At 42.2% G+C, this 18,884-nt stretch carries 21 protein-coding genes; 7 read left to right on the top strand and 14 right to left on the bottom strand.

Annotated elements, in window-relative coordinates; translation table 11 throughout:
• Positions 1-17: 17 nt before the first annotated feature.
• The 4 genes from MKZ11_RS18755 to MKZ11_RS18770 all read right to left on the bottom strand — a co-directional run bounded on the left by MKZ11_RS18755 (position 18) and on the right by MKZ11_RS18770 (position 5,116).
• Positions 18-2,165: a peptidoglycan D,D-transpeptidase FtsI family protein gene (locus MKZ11_RS18755; protein WP_340795876.1), complete on the bottom strand. Its 2,148-nt coding sequence runs from the start codon at positions 2,163-2,165 to the stop codon at positions 18-20.
• A gap of 111 nt (positions 2,166-2,276) precedes the next feature.
• Positions 2,277-2,879: a superoxide dismutase gene (locus MKZ11_RS18760; protein WP_340795877.1), complete on the bottom strand. Its 603-nt coding sequence runs from the start codon at positions 2,877-2,879 to the stop codon at positions 2,277-2,279.
• 98 nt (positions 2,880-2,977) lie between these two features.
• A complete protein-coding gene (locus MKZ11_RS18765; protein WP_340795878.1) occupies positions 2,978-3,460 on the bottom strand; it encodes a DUF456 domain-containing protein in 483 nt (160 codons plus the stop codon).
• A gap of 24 nt (positions 3,461-3,484) precedes the next feature.
• Positions 3,485-5,116, bottom strand: coding sequence for a Na/Pi cotransporter family protein (locus MKZ11_RS18770; RefSeq protein WP_340795879.1), 1,632 nt, complete (start codon positions 5,114-5,116; stop codon positions 3,485-3,487).
• 197 nt (positions 5,117-5,313) lie between these two features.
• On the opposite strand from MKZ11_RS18770, the gene MKZ11_RS18775 reads away from it, so the two are divergent.
• From MKZ11_RS18775 to MKZ11_RS18790, 4 genes are all read left to right on the top strand, one after another.
• Positions 5,314-5,817 (top strand): DUF1189 family protein, encoded by a 504-nt coding sequence (locus tag MKZ11_RS18775; RefSeq protein ID WP_340795880.1) that lies wholly within the window; start codon positions 5,314-5,316, stop codon positions 5,815-5,817.
• Positions 5,818-5,862: 45 nt separating this feature from the next.
• Complete coding sequence (locus tag MKZ11_RS18780) at positions 5,863-6,201, top strand: hypothetical protein (protein WP_340795881.1); 339 nt, start codon at positions 5,863-5,865, stop codon at positions 6,199-6,201.
• Between the two features lie 82 nt (positions 6,202-6,283).
• Complete coding sequence (gene ispG / locus MKZ11_RS18785; RefSeq protein ID WP_340795882.1) at positions 6,284-7,408, top strand: flavodoxin-dependent (E)-4-hydroxy-3-methylbut-2-enyl-diphosphate synthase; 1,125 nt, start codon at positions 6,284-6,286, stop codon at positions 7,406-7,408.
• Positions 7,405-7,992, top strand: a complete 588-nt coding sequence (locus MKZ11_RS18790) for a 5' nucleotidase, NT5C type (protein ID WP_340795883.1) — start codon at positions 7,405-7,407, stop codon at positions 7,990-7,992. Before ispG ends, MKZ11_RS18790 begins: the two co-directional genes overlap by 4 nt.
• A gap of 43 nt (positions 7,993-8,035) precedes the next feature.
• Here MKZ11_RS18790 and MKZ11_RS18795 read toward each other — a convergent pair whose 3' ends face one another.
• The 3 genes from MKZ11_RS18795 to MKZ11_RS18805 are packed head-to-tail and all read right to left on the bottom strand — an operon-like array spanning position 8,036 to position 10,082.
• Positions 8,036-8,452, bottom strand: coding sequence for a Fur family transcriptional regulator (locus tag MKZ11_RS18795; protein ID WP_340795884.1), 417 nt, complete (start codon positions 8,450-8,452; stop codon positions 8,036-8,038).
• Positions 8,449-9,315: a metal ABC transporter permease gene (locus MKZ11_RS18800; RefSeq protein ID WP_340795885.1), complete on the bottom strand. Its 867-nt coding sequence runs from the start codon at positions 9,313-9,315 to the stop codon at positions 8,449-8,451. Before MKZ11_RS18800 ends, MKZ11_RS18795 begins: the two co-directional genes overlap by 4 nt.
• The gene (locus MKZ11_RS18805) at positions 9,312-10,082 is read right to left on the bottom strand and encodes a metal ABC transporter ATP-binding protein (protein ID WP_340795886.1); all 771 of its coding nucleotides are present in this window, start codon (positions 10,080-10,082) and stop codon (positions 9,312-9,314) included. The genes MKZ11_RS18800 and MKZ11_RS18805 overlap by 4 nt, the downstream gene beginning before the upstream one ends.
• A 102-nt stretch (positions 10,083-10,184) precedes the next feature.
• Here MKZ11_RS18805 and MKZ11_RS18810 point away from each other — a divergent pair, with 102 nt between their 5' ends.
• Positions 10,185-10,433 (top strand): hypothetical protein, encoded by a 249-nt coding sequence (locus MKZ11_RS18810; RefSeq protein ID WP_340795887.1) that lies wholly within the window; start codon positions 10,185-10,187, stop codon positions 10,431-10,433.
• A gap of 69 nt (positions 10,434-10,502) precedes the next feature.
• On the opposite strand, the gene MKZ11_RS18815 is transcribed toward MKZ11_RS18810, so the two are convergent.
• Positions 10,503-11,408: a deoxyribonuclease IV gene (locus MKZ11_RS18815; protein ID WP_340795888.1), complete on the bottom strand. Its 906-nt coding sequence runs from the start codon at positions 11,406-11,408 to the stop codon at positions 10,503-10,505.
• Positions 11,405-12,700, bottom strand: a complete 1,296-nt coding sequence (locus tag MKZ11_RS18820) for a DEAD/DEAH box helicase (RefSeq protein ID WP_340795889.1) — start codon at positions 12,698-12,700, stop codon at positions 11,405-11,407. The genes MKZ11_RS18815 and MKZ11_RS18820 overlap by 4 nt, the downstream gene beginning before the upstream one ends.
• Positions 12,701-12,932: 232 nt before the next feature.
• Between MKZ11_RS18820 and vrrA the strand changes: the two genes are divergently transcribed.
• Together vrrA and MKZ11_RS18830 are read left to right on the top strand one after the other, a co-directional pair.
• Complete coding sequence (vrrA, locus tag MKZ11_RS18825; protein ID WP_340795890.1) at positions 12,933-13,286, top strand: VrrA/YqfQ family protein; 354 nt, start codon at positions 12,933-12,935, stop codon at positions 13,284-13,286.
• A 65-nt stretch (positions 13,287-13,351) separates the two neighbouring features.
• Positions 13,352-14,329, top strand: a complete 978-nt coding sequence (locus MKZ11_RS18830) for a 4-hydroxy-3-methylbut-2-enyl diphosphate reductase (RefSeq protein ID WP_340795891.1) — start codon at positions 13,352-13,354, stop codon at positions 14,327-14,329.
• 110 nt (positions 14,330-14,439) lie between these two features.
• On the opposite strand, the gene MKZ11_RS18835 is transcribed toward MKZ11_RS18830, so the two are convergent.
• The 5 genes from MKZ11_RS18835 to MKZ11_RS18855 all read right to left on the bottom strand — a co-directional run bounded on the left by MKZ11_RS18835 (position 14,440) and on the right by MKZ11_RS18855 (position 18,832).
• Complete coding sequence (locus MKZ11_RS18835) at positions 14,440-15,558, bottom strand: Nif3-like dinuclear metal center hexameric protein (RefSeq protein ID WP_340795892.1); 1,119 nt, start codon at positions 15,556-15,558, stop codon at positions 14,440-14,442.
• Complete coding sequence (locus MKZ11_RS18840) at positions 15,555-16,253, bottom strand: tRNA (adenine(22)-N(1))-methyltransferase (RefSeq protein ID WP_340797054.1); 699 nt, start codon at positions 16,251-16,253, stop codon at positions 15,555-15,557. Before MKZ11_RS18840 ends, MKZ11_RS18835 begins: the two co-directional genes overlap by 4 nt.
• Before the next feature lie 125 nt (positions 16,254-16,378).
• The gene (cccA, locus tag MKZ11_RS18845) at positions 16,379-16,744 is read right to left on the bottom strand and encodes a cytochrome c550 (RefSeq protein WP_340795893.1); all 366 of its coding nucleotides are present in this window, start codon (positions 16,742-16,744) and stop codon (positions 16,379-16,381) included.
• A 293-nt stretch (positions 16,745-17,037) separates the two neighbouring features.
• Complete coding sequence (locus MKZ11_RS18850) at positions 17,038-18,177, bottom strand: acyl-CoA dehydrogenase family protein (protein ID WP_340795894.1); 1,140 nt, start codon at positions 18,175-18,177, stop codon at positions 17,038-17,040.
• Positions 18,178-18,280: 103 nt separating this feature from the next.
• Complete coding sequence (locus MKZ11_RS18855; protein ID WP_340795895.1) at positions 18,281-18,832, bottom strand: hypothetical protein; 552 nt, start codon at positions 18,830-18,832, stop codon at positions 18,281-18,283.
• Positions 18,833-18,884 lie beyond the last annotated feature (52 nt).

An 18,884-nucleotide genomic window follows, 5' to 3' on the forward strand; every position in this document is an offset into this window, starting at 1 on the left:
ATGGTTTTCCTACTTTTTTATTCAGATTCTATTTCTTGTGCCTGTATGATTGGTTGCTTAGCAGCTGTAGATACTTCTTCTTTAGCCCGTTTTGCTTTTAGTTTAAAATATTCGTCCACGGCTAGCTTCACAATATCATTTTGTGCATATGGATACTTTTTCTGATTTGTAGATATATTCGGGATGATAATTGCATATGCAATTTCCGGGTTTTCGTAAGGTGCAAAACCTACATGTGATAAATTGATTGTCGGCTTCCCAGAACTGAATGCCTGTGCGGTTCCCGTCTTCCCGGCTGCATCATAGTCTTTTCCAGCAAAGAGATTTGGAGCAGTCCCACGAGCGCCGTAATAAACGTAGTGCATCCCACGCTTCACTTGATTAATCTCTGCATCCGTATTCTGAATCCTGTTCAGAATATTGACCCCCGTTTCTTGAATGAGAGGACCAAGAATTTCACCATCCTCAGATGGTTCACGGATTTCTTTTAATACTTTAGGAGCTATACGGTAACCGCCATTTGCGATTGTCGAGACATATTGGGCAAGTTGAAGTGTTGTATAGGTATCGTACTGACCGATAGATAAATCCAACAAAATCCCTATTGAATTACTATCGCCAATCAGACCGCCCGATTCCCCTGGTAAATCAATACCCGTTTTAGTCCCCAATCCGAAAGATGCAAAAGATTGTCGGAACTTATCAAATGCATTTCTTCTAATGAGTTCAGAATTTGCAGAGCTATAGTTAGCATTCGCCATGGCCAATGCTATACGGAACATATATACGTTCGAAGATCTACCAATTGCTTCAATATCACTTACAGCAACCCTAGAGTTTTGATTGAACAGTGATCTTTTTGTAATCCCACCGATTCTGATTGGTTCATCTATTTTTACTTCACCAATACGCACGGCATTTTCCTGATATCCCGTAAGAAGTGTCGCCATCTTGACGGTTGAACCAGCCTCGTGGAGCGCAGTGAACGTACCAAATGCGTAGTCCCATATTTCGAGCTTACCTGTTTCTTTATTCGTTACGACCTGCTTGCCTACCAGTGAAAGAACCTCACCGTTATTCGGGTTCATCATGACTAAAAATGCCCTATCTAATTCGCCGGCATTTGGCCCTCTTTTCAATTCTAACAGCTTATCCGAAACAATTTTTTCAAGTGCCTGTTCCAATTCGCTGTCAATCGTTAGAATAAGATCCTTGCCAGGTTCGCCTTCTCGGATTGTTTTCGTCTCAACGACACTGCCGCTACGATCCTTAATATTCTTAACGATTGTTTTCTGTCCTTTTAACAATTCTTCATAATACTGCTCGACATAACTTTTTCCGACACGGTCATTTCTCGAATAGTCCCTTGCCAAGAAATAGTTCATGCTAGATTTCGGAAGTCCTTCAATCGGACTAGTGGTTTTACCTAAAATAGTGTTCTCCGATCTCCTTACACGTTCCCAATCCGTTGTTGTATCCACGCCTGGCAATTCCCCAAGACGCTCAGACACTATCGCGAATTCCTCTTTGGTGACATTTCCACTTTTCACAATTTGCGGGGAGTATGCGTAGCCAGCCATCATTTCTCTGTAAATTGCAAGTACTTCCATCTCCTCATCTGTGAATGAATTGATTTCCTCTTCTGTCACACGCTCTCGTGTCAACGTATTGATTTTACGCTGCATTTGCGTTCTTGATAATGAACTATCCTTTTCAATTGCGAGTTGTTCCTTTTTGGAAACCTTTTTAAGTGCTTCCTCCGAATTTTTCAAAATCCAAAAATCTCTTTTATCCCCCATGGTAATCCTTTTCGTATCTTGTTCAATCAAGACTGCAAGTTTCTCAGCAATTTCAAGCATATCTCTGGAACTCGTGGACGTCATTTTCGTATATGTAATGGCGTTTTTCGGATCATTATCAACAAGGACTCGCCCCATACGGTCAAATAATCTGCCTCTTGGTACGCTTGTATTGACAGCTACTTCTTCCGTTCTTTCCAGCGCTCTGGAATAATCTTCACCTTTGACGATTTGTAAATAGCCAAGACGAAAAATGAGCAAGGAAAATAGGACAAAGATTGAAAAGAATAGGAAGTTCATCCGGAATGCGATATGTTTTCGTTGGCGTATTTTAGCTTGGTCCGCCTTACGCACCTGCTTTTTCATAATGTCCCCCTTCTTTGTTAACCATTTTGAATTATATCATCCAAAATAGAAAAAGCACACATCTTGACGAACAAGATGTGTGCTTGGTTCCTTCTAGATGAAGTTAAAATTTTATTTACCGAAACGTTTTGCAACCTCGTCCCAATTGACAACATTCCAGAATGCTGAAATATAGTCAGGACGACGGTTTTGATAGTTTAGGTAGTAAGCATGCTCCCAAACGTCAAGGCCTAGAAGAGGCGTTTTGCCTTCCATGATTGGTGAATCTTGATTAGGAGTTGACATAATTTCAAGTTCGCCACCATTCAGTACAAGCCAAGCCCATCCTGAACCGAAACGAGTTGCACCCGCTTTTGCAAATTCTTCTTTGAACGCGTCAAAGCTTCCAAACTTTTTATCGATTGCTTCAGCAAGTGCGCCTGATGGGTTACCGCCACCATCTGCTGATAGAAGTTCCCAGAATAGTGAGTGGTTCGCATGACCGCCGCCATTGTTACGGACAGCAGTACGCTTGTCTTCAGGTACTGCATCAAGATTCGCAATAAGATCTTCAATAGATTTGTTTAAAAGTTCTTCGTTTCCTTCAAGAGCGTTGTTCAAGTTCGTTACATATGCATTATGGTGTTTAGTATGGTGAATGTTCATCGTTTCTTTGTCGATGTGTGGTTCAAGTGCGTCGTATGCGTAAGGTAGTTCTGGTAATTTGTAAGCCATTGTCCATTCCTCCTAGAGAGTTTCATAATTATGCTACGCTTTCAACATTATCAAAATTGCGAATAACGTTCAAATAAAATGGACTATTTTGATATGACTTATCTGATGAATAGTATAAATACAATAATCATCACAACCATGACAAGCCCTTTCGTCACAACTGAAGTGAAAAAACCGACGAGCGAACCAATACCTGTCTTTATAGCCTGTCTCACTCCAGAACGGGATACGGCAAGTTCCGCAAGGACAGCGCCCAGAAATGGACCAACTAAAATACCAGCAACTGGAATGACGAAAGGACCGATAAGAAGTCCAATTGTACTTCCCCACATCCCCGCCTTGGAGCCTCCAAATTTTTTCACACCGACGAGATTCGACAGTGTGTCTGCGCCAAACAGCAAGATGACGAATAATACCTGAATGGTCCAAAACCAAATAGTCATCCCATCAAATGTATCGACAAGTCCATATAGAAGGAAGCCACCTACTATGAAGAGCGCCGATGGAATGATCGGATATACGAGTCCAGCAAAAGCAATAATGAACATGGCAATCGCAATAATCCAACCTATAAACTCCATAAAACCATCCTCCTATACGAACAATTATGCTCTATTTCCAAGAATTGCTTCAGCGATATTCACGGCATGGTCACCGACGCGTTCCAAGTTAGAAACAATATCGACAAATACCATTCCTGATTGCGCGGTACATCTTCCTTCATTTAATCGCAAAATATGATTCTTCCTGAATTTCCGTTCCATTTTGTCAATGAGAACCTCTTTTTCAGCAACCGTTCTTGCCATTCCAATATCATTCAGGTTAAGTGAGTCAACAGCTTTCTGGACTGTTTCAATTGTCAGGGTGAACATTTCTGTCAAATCATTCATCGCATCTTCCGTCAGTTTTACACGGTTAACATCACGGTAGTCAATGAGTTCGACGATGTTTTCAAAGTGATCACCGATACGTTCAATATCACGTACCGTATCCATAAGCATGAAGTGACGGCCAGACTCAATCGGCGAGATACTTACCGAAGTGATTTCAACTAGATAGTCTGTGATTTTACGATCCAAATTATTAATGGCATCTTCAATCTGGTATGCCGTTTCTGCATGTTTTTTATTGCCTGTTTTCAAGTATTCAAATGATTCCTGTAAACCGCGGACACCGAATTCACCCATGCGGATAATTTCTTCTTTGGCTTGTCCGATCGCAACCGCAGGTGATTGTTCTATAAAGTGCCTATCTAGATGCTTCGGCTTATATTCAATTAATACATCTTCACCTGGGATCATTTTTGTAACCAACCAAGCCCATGTCCCAATTAGCGGGAACTGGATAATTGTATTTGCAATGTTGAACGAACCGTGTGCAAACGCAATTTGCATTTTATTTTCAAGAGCCAACACCCCTGATATCCACTCGACATACGCAGTGAATGGTATAAGAAGCAGCATGAAGATAACCGTTCCAACAATATTAAATAAAACATGCGTTGCAGCAGCACGCTTCGCCGCTACCGATGCACCGATTGAAGCAAGAACGGCTGTAATTGTTGTACCGATATTATCACCGAAAAGAATTGGCAGTGCTCCATTGAGATCGATAAGATTTTCAGCATAAAGCCCCTGCATGATACCGACTGTCGCGCTTGAACTCTGAACAATCAATGTAAATATTGTTCCGACAACAACACCAAGCATAGGCTGGTCGCTCATCGATACCATAAGATCAGTAAACGTATCCAATTCTCTAAGCGGTTTCATACCGCCACTCATCAATTCAAGTCCTAGAAATAGGCCACCGAATCCAAAAATAACTTCACCTATATTTCTAATTGAACTCTTTTTAATGAAAAAGATTAGGAACGCTCCAATCGCCATAATGGGAAGCGCATAGGCACCTACATCTAATCCGATAATAAAAGCCGTAACAGTCGTTCCGATATTCGCTCCCATAATGACACCAATAGCTTGACGAAGTGTCATGAAACCAGCACTTACAAGTCCTACCGTAATAACAGTTGTCCCAGAACTTGATTGGATCAAGACTGTAACGATAATTCCGACAAGTACTCCCATAAACGGATTCGTCGTAAATCGGTCAAGGATGGCGCGGAGTCTGTCGCCCGCCGCTTTTTGAAGGCCATCTCCCATATACTTTATCGCGAACAAGAAAATTCCGAGTCCCCCGAGAAACTGGAATAGCATTTCCTGCCAGTTTACTTCCATTATGCAGTCAACCTCCATCATGCTTTATGTATCGCACCTTATTATGAGGATAGCTATCCCAATTGTAAATAGTAGCAGCCGAATCTTTACATTCCCTTTACAATCGGTTTGTGAAATGTCATCATTCTGTCGGAAATAGAGGTACGCACAACGACACTGTTAAATGATAGACTATTGAAAGTGGAGGTGGATTTAAAGTGAAGTTTCATCAACTAGTCAAAGCGGCAATCCATGAACCGAAAAAACTGGCAGCGTTTCGCCTATTACCAATCGGTAAAGTATTCCGATATGTTTTCGTATTCGTTGCTTTGTTCACATTGCTATCATTCATCCGCTATATAGCAGGGGATGCAGTCTTATTCGATTCATCGCCCGAACTGCTCGAACATGGGGAAACAATTGGCGGACTTATATATCCAATTGCATTTCTTCTGCAACTTGTCATCAGTACGTCTTATATCTTCATCCGAGTCAGCATTTTTGGTTATGTGGGCATACTTTTGCTGAAACTGATGAAAAGGCGTGGAGAATACCGCCATATGTGGAGAACTTCCGCTATTGCAATTACCATCCCTATTCTTCTGACAATCGGACTTGATTTCCTTCCAGGAATGAAAAATGTTAATACTGGTATCACATCCATTATTCACTTTGTTTATATTGCAGCTGCAGCCAAGTACTATCCAAAAATCCCTCAATGAATACTTCCCCTTTTCATGCATATAGTAGCGAAAGGGGGAATTTCCATGAGAATACTACTACTCGCAGCATTATTATTCGTAACATTTCATTTTATCCGCCTCGATTTAGTGGAAGGCACCATCCCGCTTGCTTCTTTTGCCAAAGAACAGCAACTATGCGAAGAAGAGGAAGCCGATGCAATTCCCGTTACAACAGTCGATGGAGATACGATTGAAACACTGTTCGCATTGTATCCCGATCCTGAATTAGGCTTCATTGATAGATTGTCTTCTTTCTATTCCTTGAATCCCCATCTTCAAAACCAAAAGATCATCGGAGGCGAGAAAATTATGCTTCCACTTTCCCGTCCGCTCACAGAAAAATGCATAGACTCCGAGCGATAAGGGCTGTCCCTTGTCTTTTTGCTATGAAGATTGCTAAAATAGTTATAGTTATAAGGCTAAGGCCAACTAAGGAGAGAAATAAATGACTGCTATGATAAACAGAAAAAATACACGTCCTGTACGAGTCGGTAATCTGACAATCGGCGGAAGTGACGAGCTTTTCATTCAAAGTATGACAACGACCAAAACACACGACGTCGAAGCGACAGTCGCAGAAATTTTGCGATTGGAAGAAGCGGGATGTCAGATTGTCCGTGTTGCGTGTCCAGATGAGCGTGCAGCGTATTCAATTGGTGAAATAAAAAAACGCATCAATATCCCACTTGTTGTCGATATCCATTTCGATTATAAATTAGCGTTAATTGCTATTGAACAGGGCGCGGATAAAATTCGTATCAACCCTGGGAATATAGGAAGACAAGCAAAAGTCGAAGCTGTTGTCAATGCGGCAAAAGCGAAAGGCATTCCAATTCGAATCGGCGTCAATGCTGGTTCACTGGAGAAAAAAATTCTTGAAAAATACGGATACCCGACTGCCGATGGAATGGTAGAAAGTGCACTTCATCACATTAAAATATTGGAAGACCTCGATTTCCACGACATCATCGTGTCATTGAAAGCTTCCGATGTAAATTTAGCAGTCGAAGCATATCAGAAAGCAGCGGCAGCATTCGACTATCCATTGCATCTCGGCATTACGGAGTCTGGAACGCTATTCTCAGGCTCTATCAAGAGCGCAGCGGGTCTAGGCACCCTGCTGTCGGCGGGCATCGGTAACACAATGCGTGTATCGCTGAGTGCGGATCCTGTCCAAGAAATTAAAGTCGCACGCGAATTGCTGAAAATCTTCGGCCTTTCGTCAAACGCAGCGACACTTATTTCATGTCCCACATGTGGACGGATCGAAATCGACCTCATAAAAATCGCAAATGAGGTCGAAGAATATATTTCACATATTAAAGCCCCACTAAAAGTTGCGGTGCTTGGCTGTGCTGTCAATGGACCAGGCGAAGCGCGTGAAGCCGATATCGGTATTGCAGGTGCGCGTGGTGAAGGTCTTCTCTTCATGAAAGGCAAAACGGTCCGCAAAGTACCAGAAGCGACAATGGTCGAAGAATTAAAAGTCGAAATCGATAAACTTGCGGAAGAATATTTTGAAAAGAAAAGACAGGAAGAACTTCTCCTGCAAGGTGGAAAAGCGGAATGAAAACTCTCCGCTTTGGTATCGACATCGACGGTACGGTGACATGCCCCACTTCTTTATTGCCGCATATCAACGAGCAATTCGGATGCAATCTTGTACTGGATGACATAAAAGAGTACGACTTAACAAAAGCATTTACAGTGGATGAGAAAATTTTCTCCGAGTGGTTTAAAGGCGCTGAGGAAAACATTTACAAAACTTCTCTTGCACAAGAATATGCAAAAGAAGTTTTAACTGGCTGGCAAGCGAAGTTCGAGCTATATTATATTTCTGCACGAGATCGCCAAGTGTATGACTCGACACTCGACTGGTTTAACCAACAGGCAATTCCGTATGATCATATCGAACTTGTTGGAAGTCACTATAAAATTGAAACTGCTAAAAAGTTTGGTGTCCATGCATTTTTTGAAGATAAGCATGACAATGCTGTTGAGATCCATGAAGAATTGGACATTCCTGTCATTCTATTCGACACACCCTATAACCGGCAACCTATTCCTGAGGGAGTCATTCGTGTCTATAATTGGCAAGAAGCGAATAATTGGATCAAGAAACTATTTCCTATAGAAGAACCTTTAGTAAATTAAAAAAATGGTGTGGAACTCTTAATATAGAGTTCCACACCATTTTTCATTTCTTCACACATAACGGACACTTCCCGTAAATTTCAAACTTATGCCCTTCCACTTCATAATCCGGTAAATTGACAGTAATCATTTCCATTGGACAGTGTGGAATACTGCGCGTCTTGCCACATGCTGTACAGATGAAATGATGATGATGGACACCGGGATCACATTGCATTCGGAAGTTTCGTTCACCGTTTAAATCAGTTTCCTCTAGAATGCCAAGTTCCGAAAATGTCGTCAAGTTCCGATAAATCGTATCAAAACTAATTCCCGGATTAGTAGCCTCCATGAAGTTTTTCACTTCCAAAGCTGTTAAGTAGCGGTCTTTTTTTGACAATAACTGGAGAATTATATCTCTATTTTTTGTCCGCTTAAATTGGTTTTCCTGCAGGATACGCCATGCTTCATCGAGTGTCATATCAACTCCCCCTTCACTGTACGGGCATTGTGTCCACCCTGAATCTTCTTCCAAGCGAGCACTACTAACAAAATAAGTATCGAGGTGATGACGATTGTTCCTCCTGGTGCAATATCAAGATAATAGGCCGCGACAAGTCCAATGATAACGGATAATTCGCCAAAAATGATGGAATAGATCATTGCACCCTTAAAGCTTTTTGCTAACTGAATAGCCGCTGCTACTGGAATTGTCATGAGTGACGAAACTAGTAAAATACCAACAATTCGCATCGAAGCTCCAATGACAAGCGCTGTAATAATCATAAATACCATCTGGATATACCGCGAATTTATCCCGGATACCTTGGCATATTCCGCATCGAATGATAAGACAAACAGTTCTTTATAAAGAAAGCGGATATACGCAATAACGATGATTGCAATAACGATAACGACGATAAGATCCTGACTACTGACAGCTGACACAGATCCGAATAGATAACCTATTAAATCTGAGCCGAACCCTTTCGATAATGAAATAAAAATAGCACCTAGGCCAATCCCTGTAGACAATATAACCGGAATGGCAAGTTCTTCATAATGGCGGTATGCGCCTCTCAATTTCTCAATCAGCAATGACCCGCCGACAGCAGATGCAATCCCAAGGTAAACTGGATTCAATGCAGCAAAGAAGAGCACTTGTTGGCTCAAATATAGACTTCCTGCGATTCCTGCCAACGCGACATGGCTGAGCGCATCTGCGATAAGCGAAAGACGTCTTACAACGATAAACAAACCAAGTAACGGGGCTATGACGCCGATGATTAAGCCTGATAGAAATGCGTTTTGCAGAAATTCATACGAAAGAATAGCATTAATCATTTTTCCACCTCATCTGTATGCTGGTGGACGCGCCGAACAGGATGACCATACCATCTTGAAATATCATCGTCTTCCATTCTTTTATAATCAGATTGTTTACCGTGAAAATGAATCGTACGGTTTAAGCAGGCCACATGTGTTGCAAGATCAGTCACAAGGTCGATTTCATGTGTCACCAGCAAAATTGCAATTCCGTGCTCACGATTTAATTTGTTCAGCATAGAATAAAACGATGCGACATTTTGTTGGTCAATTCCAACAGTCGGTTCATCCATAATGAGTAGGTCCGGTTTGCCCGCCAGCGCTCTTGCTATAAACACACGTTGTTGCTGACCACCGGATAATTCACCCATATTCCGCTTTGAAAAACCGTCCATGCCAACGATACTTAGCGCTTCTAATGTTCGCAGTTCATCTTTTTTCGAAAAACTTTTAAACATTCCAACTTTGCGTGTCAATCCGCTGCGCACAACTTCAAGGACAGTCGCAGGGAAACCTGAGTTAAAAGAATTGGATTTCTGTGAAACATAACCAATCCGTTCTCGCTGCTTAAAGGATCCTATCTCCGAACCAAAAAGCTTTACAGAACCGCTGGAGGGCTGTAAGAGACCAAGAATAATATTTAGGAGCGTTGATTTACCGGAACCATTCGGTCCAATCAGTGCCCAAAATTCCCCCTCCCCTACCTCAAGAGAAATATGATCAAGGGCGATTGACTGTTCATAACTGAAACTGACATCGTCCAATTGAATAATGTTATTTTTCATTTTACTATCCCTTCCTTAAAACAGGAATCATTCCGATTCACTCGTCAAATTATAAACTATGTTCCCAAGGGATACAACCATTTAAGAAAGAAGGTATAAGAAGTGGATTATGCACAGCTGCTAAATGAAGTTAAAATGAGAAGTGACGATGAAGTCAAAATCATTGCAAAGCAATACGGGCTTGACTTTTCCAAATCTGAAATAAGGGCACTTCGACCATTGCTTGATGAAATTTCATTCCATTGGCTCTTCACGGGCATACCCGAAATGTTTATCAATAAAGTACGGGTAGCCATTGGTGATAAAAAAACTGAAATTTTATTCAAGAAGTATTTAGACTCCACCAAATAACGAATACTGATGGACTTGTTGAAAAGAACAAAAACCGCTCGCATATACTCTGCAAGCGGATTTTGTTCTTTAAATTCTTAACTGATCAATTTTCTCAGGTTGAAATGATTTTGCCTTGAACATTTCTATCTCAAACTTGTAAGGCGCCGATTTCTTTTTCGGATCTGCACCTACAAATGGTGTTTCAAGTATTTTAGGAATCGATTGGAATTCCTCATGATGGACAATATAAGAAAGCGGCTCGAAACCGATATGACCGAAACCAATATTTTCATGGCGGTCCTTCATTGCACCACGTTCGTTTTTACTATCATTGACGTGAATAACAGATATTCTGTCCACTCCAACAATTTTATCGAATTCATTTAATACCCCATCAAAATCACCAACAATATCGTACCCCGCATCATGAACGTGACAAGTATCAAAACAAACCGATAAACGGTCATTGTGTGTGACACCGTCAATAATCGCTGCAATCTCATTAAAATTTCGGCCAATTTCGGTTCCTTTTCCCGCCATTGTTTCGAGTGCAATACGGACTGGATAGTCTTGAGAAAGTACTTCGTTCAGCCCTTCAATGATTTTTGCGACGCCAAGATCGACCCCCGCACCGACATGCGCACCGGGATGAAGAACAATCTGATTTACACCGAGTGCAGCTGTCCGCTCAATTTCACTTTGAAGGAAGTCGACTCCAAGTCTGAATGTCTCAGGCTTTAACGTATTTGCAATGTTAATAATATAGGGTGCATGGACGACAATATTAGACTGTCCATTTTCCTCCATACTCAGATGCCCTGCTGCAATATTCAATTCCTCGAGGCGCTTTCTCCGCGTGTTTTGTGGAGCCCCAGTATAGATCATGAAAGTAGTTGCTCCGTAGCTTGCCGCTTCCACACTTGAGCCTAACAGCATTTTGCTGCCGCTCATAGAAACGTGAGAGCCAAGCAATAATGGTTTGTCATTTGTCATTTTTTACGTTTCAATCTCCTTTCCCGTTTTTTAAATCGTTCTACTTCCTGAGCCATTTTCTTTTTATAACCAGGTTTCACTTTTGCAGGCTTTTGAACGAATGAAATCGCTTTACGGTCGATGTCATCTTCTTCTTTTACTCGATTGCGTCTTGCATGGCGTTCTTTTACTTCGACCCATTCACCATTTTTCACTTCTTCGTGAACAAACGGAATGCCCATCTTTTCAATTCTGACTACTTTATCGTCTTCAGATGGCTCATATAGTGTAATTGCTGTTCCCTTAAGCCCAGCACGCGCAGTACGCCCGACACGGTGAATGAAAAACTCAAGATCATCCGGCAACTCGAAGTTAATAACATGACTGACACCTGGAATATCAATTCCGCGTGCCGCAAGATCTGTCGCTACAATATACTGGAATTCAAGATCACGGACTTGTTTCATCATCCGCGTACGTTCACGCGGTGTTAGATCCCCATGAATTCTTCCAACCTTAATGCCATTTTCCCCTAGGAAAGTTGCAAGCCCTTCAGCATTTTGCCTCGTATTCATAAAGATGATCGCCAAATAGGGGTTGATGCCTTCCATTACTTGCAACAACTTTTTCTTTTTACTCATGCTGCGAACAGGAACAAGTGAATAATGCATGCCCTCTGTCAATGGTCTCCGTTCACCAATTTTCACATGAACAGGCGATTCCATATATTTAGTTAAAAATGGTTTTAGTTTCTCAGGAATCGTCGCCGAAAATACATACATTTCCAGTTTGGCAGGCATTTTGGATGCGAACTTATCGATATCCTCAATAAAGCCCATATCGAATGCGAGATCAGCTTCATCTATAACTAAAATTTTTGCTGTATGAATAGAAAGAGCGCCATTTTCAGACATATCGCTAATTCGTCCCGGTGTCCCCACAATAATATGCGGATTCGACTTTAATTTCCCGATAGATCGTTGTTTGTCCGTACCTCCTATAAGCAGCGAACTGCGCACGTCGGTACCTTCTGTCATCTTAGCAAGTTCATTGTACAGTTGCGTCGCCAACTCTCTTGTCGGAGCTGTGATAACTGCTTGCAGTTCATCAACAGTTGCATCTGTACGTTCTAATACTGGAATAAGGAAACTATGAGATTTACCCGTTCCTGTATGTGCTTGTCCGATTGCATTCGTCCCTTTCAGGATGAGCGGTATAATTTCCTTTTGTATCGGTGTCGGATTCTCAAAGCCGAGCCTCCCGATTGCTTCCCGTATAAACGGTTTAAATTGATAGTCTGTGAATTTAGACATTCGTAACCCTCCTAATGTACACCTATTGTAACACGATTTCGTTCCGCCGTATGCGATTTTCGCATAGTATACTATGTGAAAGTTCATTCTAATTTATCGAAAGGAGATAATTATGAGGTATGAATCCTTTTATCCGTTCGCACGACAACAATCGCCCCCACCTTCCAGGGGACTAATGGGCTTCGGACTGCCTCCTCAAACTGGTCAGGCTCAACCTCCCAGACAACCATTCATGAATGGGCCGATGGGTAATCCACCTGGTGGTCCCATGGGCAATCCAGCCGGTGGTCCGAATCCCGGTCAAGGGATGCAGCAAGCTCCATCCAGAATAGATGGGTATATGCAAACAGCTAACCGATTTTTGAATACGGCACAGCAATTCGCGCCTATGGTCCAGCAGTTTGCCCCCATGGTTCAAAACTTGCCTGCGATGTGGCGATTATATAAAGGTTTTCAATCATTGCCACCTGCAGCCGGCAGCGTCGGATCACCCGCAAGTGGAGTGGCCGCAGCCGCGCGGTCAACTGTTGCAAATCCAACGCCAGGTCCATCAGTTCCCCGCATCTTTCAGCCGCCCATCCGATAATTTTTGAATCCGCCGCTCAACTCAGCTATAATGGATAGTAGATCCTATTAGAGGAGTGAGACTGCATGAAAGTTTTAAAGATTACCCCGAGGGGTTATTGTTATGGGGTCGTCGACGCAATGATCATCGCGAGAAATGCGGCACTCGACAAAACATTGCCGAGACCCATTTATATATTGGGAATGATTGTCCATAACAAGCATGTGACAGATGCGTTTGAAGATGATGGCATCATCACACTAGATGGTGAAAACCGGTTAGAAATTCTTGAAAAAGTTGAATCAGGAACAGTCATCTTCACTGCACATGGTGTTTCACCGGAAGTACGTGAACTTGCAAAAAGAAAAGGTCTCGTTTCGATTGATGCAACTTGTCCGGATGTAACTGTAACCCACGACCTGATCGAAGAAAAGACTGCCGAAGGTTACGATATCATTTACGTTGGAAAAAAACATCATCCCGAGCCAGAAGGAGCAATTGGAGTGGCACCGCACGCAGTACATTTGATTGAAACGACTGAAGATGTCGATAACCTGAATGTGCAGAACTCCAAACTGCTCGTAACGAACCAAACGACAATGAGCCAATGGGATGTTGTTCACATTATGGACGCACTTAAAGTAAAATATCCACATATCGAAGTCCATAAGGAAATCTGTCTTGCGACTCAAGTGAGACAAGAGGCCGTCGCTCAACAGGCAGGTGAATCAGACCTTCTCATCGTTGTAGGCGATCCGATGAGTAATAACTCGAACCGTCTGACACAAGTCTCTGTCGAAATTGCTGGCACACCATCGTACCGAATTTCGGATGTTTCTGAACTGGACGTGAAGTGGTTGGAAGGCATCGAAACTGTCGGTGTTACAGCCGGTGCTTCAACACCGACATTGATTGTTCGCGAAGTGATTGCTTTCCTTGAAAAATTCAATCCAGAAGATCCTTCTACACATCTTCCAGAGCGGAAATTCCAATTAGAAAAAATCTTGCCGAAAATTAAAAATCCGTCGCCTGTAACGCGAATCGAGCCTTACGCTACAACTTAAGTAAAGCGCTAGACGCTAGAAGCCTAGACACTACTCCGTGTCTAAAAACTTTTCGGATGTTTTGAATGAACCAGCCTCCTATTCAGGATGGCTGGTTTTTTCTCAATCCATCAAATAAAAGTAAATGGTTCTGTAATGATTTCCGATTCGATGAACGAGACATTATAACGGGCTTCTATACAAGCCGCCTTCATATGATTCGCTACTCCTTGAATCATCACTTTTTCAATATTATGTCCAGGGTCGATAACGGCAAGCCCCATCGCCTGTGCATCATGAGCGACATGATAATACAAATCGCCAGTTACGAGAACGTCCGCTCCGCTTCGTTTAGCGGCTCCTATATATTTATTGCCGTCTCCACCTAGTACCGCAACCTTTAGGATTTCTTTATTTGGATCACCTACAAATCGGAGTGCCGGGACATCGAATGCAATTTTTACAAGTTCCGCAAATTGTGCAAGAGTGGTCTTTTCCTCAAGTTTTCCAACACGCCCTAGGCCATATTGATTCGCCTCTTGATCAAGAGCAATAAGATCATATGCTGGCTCTTCGTACGGATGGGATGCCAGCATCGCCTTCAGCACTTTACTGCGGAGCGGTCCCGGCAGTATTACTTCGATTCTCTCTTCATTGACCTCTTCACCTTTACCGACTTCCCCAATGAATGGCTCGGCTCCTGTGGTTGGTGTAAAACGCCCAATGCCTGTTGAACTGAAACTGCATCCAGTATAGTCGCCAATCGCTCCTGCTCCCGCCTTTTCCAACGCTTGTCTAATTTCTTCTGCATGGGTGACAGGACTAAAGATAATTAACTTATAAAGCAGTTCAGAATAGGTCGGCTCCACGATCTCCGTGTCAACTAAACCAAGTTCTCTAGCTAACATATCATTCACGCCGCCGGGTGCGACATCTAAATTCGTATGAGCTGCATAGACAGCAATATCATTTTTAATACACTTTTCAATCATGCTGCCTTGCGGTGTTTCCGTCAAAAGGCCTTTCAATGGTCTGTAAATTGGCGGATGGTGCGCGATAATGAGGTTAGCACCTTTTCGGATTGCCTCATCAATGACTTCTTCGTTGACATCTAAGGTGACTAGCACGCTTTCTACACTGCGGTTCAATTGTCCGATGTGAAGCCCTACCGGATCACCATCCATTGCAAAACGTTTTGGTGACCACTTTTCAAAAAGCGCAATAACTTCATGCCCATTTACTTTTTTCACGTTGTCAACACCTTCCCAACTAATTCAATATAACCTGACATTTGTTCTTTTTTCTTTTTGATTGCATCTGTTTCAGCTGTTTTTTTGAGGGAAGCAAGTACTCGATTCCATTCCGCCAATTCACCTTCCCATTTTTCAAGGAATACATCGGTTTTGGAAGCAAGCAAGAAAGGTCCTGCCATCAATTCTAGTTCCCCATACATTGCCTGTCCTTTTTCCAGCACGATAATTTCATATATTTTGCCGTCTTCTTTCAAAATATGCTCATCAATAATTGTCCACTTATTAGAAACGGCCCATTCGCGGATTGCCCTTGAATAGATATTCGGCTGTGCAATGATTCGGTTCACTTGGGAAAGTCGCTCTTTGCCGCTTTCTAAGATTGTAGCGATTAGCGGGCCTCCCATTCCTGCGATTGTCACCGTATCGACAGCATCCCCTTCTTCAATAGCAAACAGACCATCTGCCAGTCTAACCGTAATGGCTTCTGAAAAACCTTCTCGTCTTACATTTTTAACTGCGGATTCATACGGCCCTTTCGCTACTTCTCCTGCAATTGCTGTCTTCACTTTCTTTGTATGAACTAGAAAACAAGGCAAATAAGCATGATCACTGCCAATATCTGCAACCACTGCCCCTTCCTTGACGTAAGAAGCGACCGCCTTTAATCTGTTAGATAATCGTTCGGAATTCAAATAATCGCCGCCTTTCAATGCTTTAATTGTATTAGATTTTGTCTTATTTTGCACATTACATAAATAGAAAAAGCCATCAGTCGACAGAAACGCTCTGCTAACTGACAGCTCTTCCTCATTAAGGATTATTTAAGTGATAAAATATAATCTGCCATTGCATCTAGCTCGGCATCATCTGTAATGCCTTGAGGTGGCATTGCGTTTTTACCATTTTTAATGGTGTCTTTAATTTCTTCCTTAGATAGGCTAGTTCCAACCAAACCTGGCCCCATTCCACCTGAAAGATCTCCGCCGTGACAGCCGATACATTTACCTTGAGCAACTGCTTCAGCATCAAATTCTGCTGAACTTTCAGCTTCTTCAGTTACTGCATCTTCACCTTGTCCAGCGATTTCTTTTTTCTGATCAAGTCCATAGAGGGACATGAAGAAAATAAGACCGATTCCAAGCGCAAAAATTAAGATATAAGGCACAATTGGATTTCTACTCATTGAATTACCCTCCCTTATCAGGATCTATTCTGTAATGAATACAGTTCACAACTATTATTGTACTGTATCCGCAAGAAAACTGAAAGAGTTATCGATGATCTTTTCGTTGTTTGTGACAAATTCGACAAATATTTAAGTGTTATCTATACAATATATGTCGAATTTAAAAATTCATTGAATTCGCTTCGGTGCTAGGGATGCCTCACGTCCTTGTAAGGCGCCTCCGTTCAGTAATTATATAGGCAATCATTTGTTCAATAAAGATAGAGTTACTGGCATCTTTTGCTTTTTTGTTAACAGCCGATTAATCGCGCGATGACCATTCTTTGTACTTCCGAAGTACCTTCTCCTATTTCAAGAAGCTTTGCATCCCGCATATAGCGTTCGACTTCATATTCTTTCATATAACCATAACCGCCATGAATCTGGATCGCTTCGCTTGCCACTTCCATAGCTATTTCTGATGCATACAGTTTACACATTGAAGCTTCTTTTGAAAATGGACGTCCCTGATCTTTAAGCCAAGCTGCTTTATGGACCATAGTACGCGCCAGTTCAATTTTCATCGCCATATCAGCCAGCTTAAATTGCGTGATTTGGAATTCAGAAAGTGTTTTGCCGAATTGCTTACGTTCTTTGGAGTATCGAAGTGCACGATCAAACGCCGCCTGGGCAATCCCTACCGCCATAGCACCGATTCCAATACGTCCACCGTCTAATGTAACGAGGAACTGGCGGAAACCGTTCCCTCGTGTCCCTAGAAGGTTTTCTTTCGGTACACGGACGTTATCAAGCACAAGCTCTGTCGTATTAGAAGCATTAAGCCCCATTTTTTCATAGTTATCGATAACCGTGAAGCCTTCTGCATCGGTCGGTACGATAATTGCGCTGATTTCTTTATTCCCGCCTTCATTCCCCGTGATAGCGGTAATTGCAAGATGCTTGGCATAGCTCGCATTCGTGATGAATACTTTGGAGCCGTTGATGACATAATCATCCCCATCTTCTTTTGCTGTTGTTTGCGTCCCACCCGCATCCGACCCAGCATTTGATTCCGTCAATCCAAAAGCGCCAAACGATTCCCCTGTACAAATTGGCGTCAAATACTTATGTTTCTGTTCTTCGGTGCCAAATAGGTTGAGTGGTGCTCCCCCCAATGAAATATGCGCCGAATATGTAATTCCTGTTGAAGCACATGCACGGCTTAGTTCTTCCGTAACAATTGCGAAACTTATGGTATCGGCTCCCCCGCCTCCATACTCCTCTGAAAAAGGTAAACCCATCATTCCCATATCTGAGAGTCGTTTAAACACCTCAACTGGAAACTCTTTTGTCCGGTCGCGATCGATTGCACCTGGTGCGACAACTTCATCCGCGAATTCCCGAATCATTTTTTTGATCATCTGCTGTTCTTCTGTCAAATCGAAATTCAACGTCTTCATCCCCTTTGTTGTGAACGCTTACAAATTCAATTATAACGAATTGTCCTACGTTTTCACAACTAATATTGAATCCCTATCAAAAGAATACGAGAATTCAAAAAGAAATAAGCAAAAAACCGATAATCAGAAGCAATCCTGCTGCGCCCGAAATTGTGAAATATAGCAATTTAAGCATACGACCTGCAAATAACCAGAGGAGGCAGTTCAATATGAGCAATCCAATTAGTAACATTGTATGCCCTTCAAAAAAGACACCCCATAACTTCAGTGACATTAAAAGCAACATAAAGGAGGCTACTATGTATAGAAAAGGCCCGATACCCGATTGGACAGTTGATTTGCGCAATGTCAACAGTAAAAACGCTAACGAAACAACAGCTGCCAGCGTAATTGTCAGAACCGGATAATGGACAAATACAAACATGCAACCACTCACAATTATCGCTAGGATTGCTAGCATATTAATTGTCCTTTTCGATTTCTTTTTTTCCTTCACAAGAATCGCATCCGTCACTTTTGCTTCCTTCTCATCCTCCCCTTGCGCGTAGAGAGTGATGAGAAAATCACAGTAATGCTCAGGCAATAACTTATTCTGTTTCCAATACTTTATTTCCGATATAATTATTCGTTTTCGCTGTGGATTCATAACGTAGATCGCTCCTTGAGAAATATAGGAAAAGCCTTGGTACACCATTGAG

This window comes from Sporosarcina sp. FSL K6-1508, from assembly GCF_038007465.1.
GTDB classification, from domain to species: Bacteria; Bacillota; Bacilli; order Bacillales_A; family Planococcaceae; genus Sporosarcina; species Sporosarcina psychrophila_B.

Bases quoted from the DNA above. Each gene is read 5' to 3' on its own strand.
- MKZ11_RS18770 (WP_340795879.1), bottom strand. From the start codon at position 5,116: ATGGAAGTAAACTGGCAGGAAATGCTATTCCAGTTTCTCGGGGGACTC.
- MKZ11_RS18815 (WP_340795888.1), bottom strand. From the start codon at position 11,408: ATGACAAATGACAAACCATTATTGCTTGGCTCTCACGTTTCTATGAGC.
- MKZ11_RS18760 (WP_340795877.1), bottom strand. From the start codon at position 2,879: ATGGCTTACAAATTACCAGAACTACCTTACGCATACGACGCACTTGAA.
- MKZ11_RS18795 (WP_340795884.1), bottom strand. From the start codon at position 8,452: ATGACACTCGATGAAGCATGGCGTATCCTGCAGGAAAACCAATTTAAG.
- MKZ11_RS18805 (WP_340795886.1), bottom strand. From the start codon at position 10,082: ATGAAAAATAACATTATTCAATTGGACGATGTCAGTTTCAGTTATGAA.
- ispG (WP_340795882.1), top strand. From the start codon at position 6,284: ATGACTGCTATGATAAACAGAAAAAATACACGTCCTGTACGAGTCGGT.
- cccA (WP_340795893.1), bottom strand. From the start codon at position 16,744: ATGAGTAGAAATCCAATTGTGCCTTATATCTTAATTTTTGCGCTTGGA.
- vrrA (WP_340795890.1), top strand. From the start codon at position 12,933: ATGAATGGGCCGATGGGTAATCCACCTGGTGGTCCCATGGGCAATCCA.
- MKZ11_RS18780 (WP_340795881.1), top strand. From the start codon at position 5,863: ATGAGAATACTACTACTCGCAGCATTATTATTCGTAACATTTCATTTT.
- MKZ11_RS18790 (WP_340795883.1), top strand. From the start codon at position 7,405: ATGAAAACTCTCCGCTTTGGTATCGACATCGACGGTACGGTGACATGC.
- MKZ11_RS18830 (WP_340795891.1), top strand. From the start codon at position 13,352: ATGAAAGTTTTAAAGATTACCCCGAGGGGTTATTGTTATGGGGTCGTC.
- MKZ11_RS18855 (WP_340795895.1), bottom strand. From the start codon at position 18,832: ATGAATCCACAGCGAAAACGAATAATTATATCGGAAATAAAGTATTGG.
- MKZ11_RS18800 (WP_340795885.1), bottom strand. From the start codon at position 9,315: ATGATTAATGCTATTCTTTCGTATGAATTTCTGCAAAACGCATTTCTA.
- MKZ11_RS18755 (WP_340795876.1), bottom strand. From the start codon at position 2,165: ATGAAAAAGCAGGTGCGTAAGGCGGACCAAGCTAAAATACGCCAACGA.
- MKZ11_RS18820 (WP_340795889.1), bottom strand. From the start codon at position 12,700: ATGTCTAAATTCACAGACTATCAATTTAAACCGTTTATACGGGAAGCA.
- MKZ11_RS18765 (WP_340795878.1), bottom strand. From the start codon at position 3,460: ATGGAGTTTATAGGTTGGATTATTGCGATTGCCATGTTCATTATTGCT.